Origin of the sequence: Microcystis sp. M090S1, from assembly GCF_020246295.1 — a bacterium.
Classification (GTDB): domain Bacteria; phylum Cyanobacteriota; class Cyanobacteriia; order Cyanobacteriales; family Microcystaceae; genus Microcystis; species Microcystis aeruginosa.
This window is the reverse complement of the sequence record NZ_JADBTF010000046.1, coordinates 1-3598: the sequence shown is the minus strand read 5'-3', so window position 1 is coordinate 3598 and position 3598 is coordinate 1. Positions and strand designations below refer to the sequence as shown.

The 3598-nt window shown below is 38.8% G+C and carries 6 protein-coding genes; 2 read left to right on the top strand and 4 right to left on the bottom strand.

Going from position 1 to position 3598, the window contains the following annotated elements:
* Positions 1-193: 193 nt before the first annotated feature.
* The 3 genes from IM477_RS01875 to IM477_RS01865 all read right to left on the bottom strand — a co-directional run bounded on the left by IM477_RS01875 (position 194) and on the right by IM477_RS01865 (position 2114).
* Positions 194-751: a hypothetical protein gene (locus IM477_RS01875; RefSeq protein WP_024969441.1), complete on the bottom strand. Its 558-nt coding sequence runs from the start codon at positions 749-751 to the stop codon at positions 194-196.
* 362 nt (positions 752-1113) lie between these two features.
* Positions 1114-1332, bottom strand: a complete 219-nt coding sequence (locus tag IM477_RS01870) for a hypothetical protein (RefSeq protein WP_287730321.1) — start codon at positions 1330-1332, stop codon at positions 1114-1116.
* Between the two features lie 38 nt (positions 1333-1370).
* The gene (locus tag IM477_RS01865; RefSeq protein WP_069474057.1) at positions 1371-2114 is read right to left on the bottom strand and encodes a glycoside hydrolase family 19 protein; all 744 of its coding nucleotides are present in this window, start codon (positions 2112-2114) and stop codon (positions 1371-1373) included.
* A gap of 254 nt (positions 2115-2368) precedes the next feature.
* Between IM477_RS01865 and IM477_RS01860 the strand changes: the two genes are divergently transcribed.
* Together IM477_RS01860 and IM477_RS01855 are read left to right on the top strand one after the other, a co-directional pair.
* The gene (locus IM477_RS01860; protein WP_287730319.1) at positions 2369-2668 is read left to right on the top strand and encodes a hypothetical protein; all 300 of its coding nucleotides are present in this window, start codon (positions 2369-2371) and stop codon (positions 2666-2668) included.
* A complete protein-coding gene (locus tag IM477_RS01855; protein ID WP_002753611.1) occupies positions 2643-3005 on the top strand; it encodes a DUF5615 family PIN-like protein in 363 nt (120 codons plus the stop codon). The genes IM477_RS01860 and IM477_RS01855 overlap by 26 nt, the downstream gene beginning before the upstream one ends.
* 405 nt (positions 3006-3410) lie before the next feature.
* On the opposite strand, the gene IM477_RS01850 is transcribed toward IM477_RS01855, so the two are convergent.
* Positions 3411-3598: hypothetical protein (locus IM477_RS01850; RefSeq protein WP_287730317.1), on the bottom strand; the 188-nt coding region annotated here is incomplete at its 5' end.

Genomic DNA, 3598 nt, shown 5'->3' with positions numbered 1-3598 from the left:
GTCTGTTGGGCAAGTTCTTCAAAAATGTCAGTTTCTCTAGTTGTTATTGGTAAGGTATCTTCAACCTCAACCGCAGTTGGTTCAATCTCAGGGTACATTTCTCCTGTCTGTTGGGCAAGTTCTTCAAAAATGTCAGTTTCTTGTGTGAACATTGATATATTTTCTCCTGTTTCTAAGTTTTTAGAAAATTCATCTACTCTAGAGACTGAACCATCGACTTTTTTGCATCTTCCTCCTCTTTAGATGATGATTCTTCTTTTATCTCCTTAGTTGATGTTAAGGCATCAGAAGAGGTTTCTTTAACTGGTGTATTTATTTGCATATCTTTATCCTTTTCAGTAAAATCTCTCCCTTCTTTAGGCTCTACTATTTTTTGAACAAATTTTCCTCCAAAACCGAAGCTCAAAAAGCTTAAGACAATCCAAAATTCTTCAGAGAAGTCATTTTGTTCTTGCGTTGCTAATGTTGAATTTTGAGAATCTATAATTTTTTCCAGTAAGGCTTTCTTTTCTGCTGACAGTGGGTTAGATTGTTTAATGATGTCTACAGATTCCTTAAAAATTGCTTGCTGCTGGTTGCTTTTAGAAAAAAGGAGTGTACCAAAATAAATCGAAGCCCCTAGTGCTAAAAGACCCATTAGTCTCATTGCAGAATAATTACCATTATCTTCTTGCAACGGTTCCCCAAGAAACCGTAACAATTGATTCCAAATGGCGTTCAACCCTTTTTCTCCTTTTTCTCCATTTGACATTGCTTAAAACCTCATATTTAATCAATCAACAATTAACTTTTTGACGCTTTGGAAGAAGTTGAAAAATACTGGGAATAATGAAGCAGATAAATCCCAGAACTAAAAAAGCTTCTAAAATAATTATTTTCTCCGAAGGCTTTGTAGCTAAATTAAGCAGACAATCTGTGTTTAAATTTTCACATTCAAGCTTAAGTTCCCATGACCCAAAATAAAGACTAGCCAAGAATGAAATAAAACCCATGAATTTTGTGGAAGAATATTTTTTCTTTCTCATTAGTCATTTCAGGCGTATATCGATGCCTGATTTAATTAACACGATAAATTGTTGATTATGACCTAAAAAAAGGTAGATTCTGTAAAGCCTATTGAGAATCTTGCCGAGTCAGAAATTTATTAAAACCCTTTGTTCCAAAAGCAGCAGCAATCAAACTATAGGTAATGTTTACTCCTGCTTCTTTTGATTTCAAATTAAAGGTTATAAATCCAGTACCAATGGCAGCAAGCAGCAAAGTAAAACTTAACAATCTGCTTGGTGACGGTTTGCCACTATCGTCCTGAAAAAATGTAGCAGTTTTTTTCATGGATTTAACCTCTCTATTTCTCATTTTCAGTTTAGTCTTCAAAGAATAGTTAAAAATTTCTTTGCTAAATTGGCAATTTGAAGCATTTTATCTGTTCCATTAATACAGCGACGAGCATTTAAAAAATCAGTCTGGTGATTATTGATATAGTCAGTAATTTTCCTCCCAGTAAACGCTCCTGTTTTAAATCCATGCACAAGGACAAATAACGCAACGTTTTGATTCATAGCTAGATCGGGCTTATTTACCAAATCAATACCCAAAATGCCACCGTATTTTTGGTAATTTGTTTTCCATGTTAATTGTACATATCCACGTCCGTAATATGGATGGTATCTAAGGTTGCGTCGTCGCCAATCCTCATTTAGCCAAAAAGCTTCCCGCACGGGTTGAAAAGTTTGGGCGGTTTCCCATTGTGTTGTTGCCAGTACATAAGCAATTTGAGTTTTGAGTCCAATACCTTGAGTTTTACATTCCGATTTAATTGCTTCAATTGTTCCTTGCTTAGTGGAAAAGTTATGTACCTTCCCTTTCCCAATTTCGTCCATTTTCTTTTGAAGCGTTGCAATAGAACCTGGTCCGATTAGGTTGGGATTTCCTTGAAAAATATCAGTTTTAAATTCAGCCCACGCTGTGCGAGTTCTGGGACCGATTAATCCATCAATTGTTCGGACTGGATAACCTAAACGAAAGAGAGCATTTTGCAATTCTTTCAGTTGTGCTTCGTCCAATTGATCGATGGGTGTTGGATCTTTAATGGTCGCTAATTGCTCTAATTTCATGGCTAGTAAATTATTATTTATCCATTAGTTTGAACGCCCGTCTGGTAACGTGGGTCAAGTGACAGCCCAACCCCAAAGGCGACTTGTGAACAATAACACACATTACCCCCCCTGCAACTGTATTTTACGCTACAATTTAATAAATCTTTACATTCTTCTCCCTAACTAGCGATTCACAGGGGAAGGAGTCTCAGGTGGTTTCCCCTGTTTTAATCGGATAAACTAGGGATACCAGCTTTCATCAAGGCATCAGCATGACTACCAACGTAGCGAAAACTCAGTGGCAGTATTTAGAGAAACGTCCTCATTCCTGGCGACAACAGCTTTGTTTTAAAGGTAGGAGGCTGAAAGCTTTTGATGTCTGGTCAGATATGATTGTCAATGACATGACTCCTCAAGAAGCAGCCCTTAATTGGGAGTTACCCCTGGCTGCCATCTATGAAGCAATTGACTATTGCGAGACGAATCAGCAGCTACTCAAGCAAGAAGCAGAAGAAGAACGCCACCGTCTGGAAGCAAAGGGGATTAGTGTTGAGCCTAAGATTATTGCTTGATGAGGACTCGCAAGCCCAACTTCTGGTTAAGTTACTTACGGCTGCTGGTCATGACGTGCTGACGATCAATGAAATTGGTTTGGCTGGATGCACAGATAATGTCGTACTTGACTATGCCATACAGGAAAATCGGATTCTGCTAACTCATAACTGCGATGACTTTGAAGAGTTGCACCAAGCGAATCCAAGCCATTCGCGGATATTCGCGGTTTACCGTAACGCTAACCTCTTAAAAAATATGGGCTTCAAGGCAATTGTCAAGGCAATCGCCAATCTCGAAACTGCTAACGTCCCCCTTGCTAATCAGTTCATCTCCCTGAACCACTGGAACTATTAATTCTGGTTTGTCTCGATCTTGTCACAAATCTTAACTTAATCTCTCCCTAACTATTGAAAACAAAAATACACTCTACCCCCCGCACAGTATCCTACGCTACAATTTAATAAATCTTTACATTATTCTCCCTGACTAGGGATTCACATCGGATTTACACATCCTCACCCAATATTTCGTCAAAACTTACCGAAAAATTGGGTTTAAAGCCTCGCTCTTTTAGGGCGACTTTATATGATGTATGCTATTAAGAATAGCGGGCAGGGTAAGCAACCGCTTAAAAAACCCAGTCATCGCCGGATGAACGCACCGTTCGGATCTCGGCGTGAGCTTTTGTCGAGCGCTGAGATCAGGGCAGCGCGGTCAAAAACGACATCGGTAAGATTGCCAACCAAATTATGATGGCTGTCACCTTGCGTTGGGAAACCATTTTGATGCCAGAGGAAAGAAAAGAGGGTCATCAGTTGTCAGATTTGCGTTTTCAGTCCACTGATAACTGAAAATACTTCCCAACTCCCACTCTGCAATAACTACTGGCAGCCAGAAATACGTTCTTTCCATATCATACTTTGTGCTTTTTGTCAAAAAAACTTTTT

What these genes read in the sequence shown, in the direction of transcription:
- IM477_RS01875 (WP_024969441.1), bottom strand. Translation starts at nt 751, where the DNA reads ATGTCAAATGGAGAAAAAGGAGAAAAAGGGTTGAACGCCATTTGGAAT.
- IM477_RS01870 (WP_287730321.1), bottom strand. Translation starts at nt 1,332, where the DNA reads ATGAAAAAAACTGCTACATTTTTTCAGGACGATAGTGGCAAACCGTCA.
- IM477_RS01865 (WP_069474057.1), bottom strand. Translation starts at nt 2,114, where the DNA reads ATGAAATTAGAGCAATTAGCGACCATTAAAGATCCAACACCCATCGAT.
- IM477_RS01860 (WP_287730319.1), top strand. Translation starts at nt 2,369, where the DNA reads ATGACTACCAACGTAGCGAAAACTCAGTGGCAGTATTTAGAGAAACGT.